This window comes from Ruegeria sp. BHSA162, assembly GCF_059613385.1.
Map to the genome: position 1 here is coordinate 1 of NZ_JBXWSK010000156.1, position 1,181 is coordinate 1,181.

Consider the following 1,181-nt stretch of genomic DNA (forward strand, 5'->3'; position numbering starts at 1 on the left):
GCGCCTTACTCGATGATTTTGGACACGACGCCTGCGCCGACGGTGCGGCCGCCTTCGCGGATGGCGAAGCGCAGACCGTTTTCCATGGCGATCGGGGCGATCAGCTCAACGCCGAACGACACGTTGTCGCCGGGCATGACCATCTCGGTGCCTTCGGCCAGGGTCACTGTGCCGGTCACGTCAGTCGTACGGAAGTAGAACTGCGGACGGTAGTTCGCGAAGAACGGAGTGTGACGGCCGCCTTCTTCCTTGGTCAGGATGTAGGCTTCGGCTTCGAACTTGGTGTGCGGAGTCACCGAGCCCGGCTTACACAGAACCTGGCCACGCTCGACGCCGTCACGGTCAACACCACGCAGCAGGGCGCCGATGTTGTCGCCGGCTTCACCGCGGTCCAGCAGCTTGCGGAACATCTCGACACCGGTGCAGGTGGTCTTCTGCGTGTCGCGGATGCCGACGATTTCGATCTCGTCGCCAACGTTGATCACACCACGCTCGACACGACCGGTCACAACGGTACCGCGGCCCGAGATCGAGAACACGTCTTCGATCGGCATCAGGAACGGCTGGTCAACAGCGCGCTCGGGCGTGTCGATGTACTCGTCAACGGCCGCCATCAGTTCGCGGATCTTGTTCTCGCCGATTTCCGGGTCGCGGCCTTCCATCGCGGCCAGAGCCGAACCTGCGATGATCGGAATGTCGTCGCCGGGGTAGTCGTAGCTGGACAGCAGTTCGCGAACTTCCATCTCAACCAGTTCCAGCAGCTCTTCGTCGTCAACCTGGTCAACCTTGTTCAGGAACACGACCATCTTCGGGATGCCAACCTGGCGGCCCAGCAGGATGTGCTCGCGGGTCTGCGGCATCGGGCCGTCAGCTGCGTTCACAACCAGGATCGCGCCGTCCATCTGCGCCGCACCGGTGATCATGTTCTTCACATAGTCAGCGTGGCCGGGGCAGTCGACATGCGCATAGTGGCGGTTGTCGGTCTCGTATTCCACGTGGGCGGTCGAGATGGTGATGCCGCGCGCTTTCTCTTCCGGCGCACCGTCAATCTGGTCATACGCCTTGAAGTCGCCGAAATACTTGGTGATTGCTGCGGTCAGCGTCGTCTTGCCGTGGTCAACGTGGCCAATCGTGCCAATGTTGACGTGCGGCTTATTACGCTCAAACTTTTCCTTTGCCAT

The 1,181-nt window shown here is 61.3% G+C and carries 1 protein-coding gene; it reads right to left on the reverse strand.

The features are described 5' to 3' along the window. Window positions 1-5: 5 nt before the first annotated feature. Window positions 6-1,181, reverse strand: a 1,176-nt coding sequence (tuf, locus tag AC2FM5_RS19620) for an elongation factor Tu (protein ID WP_170361708.1), incomplete at its 5' end; no start/stop codon positions are given.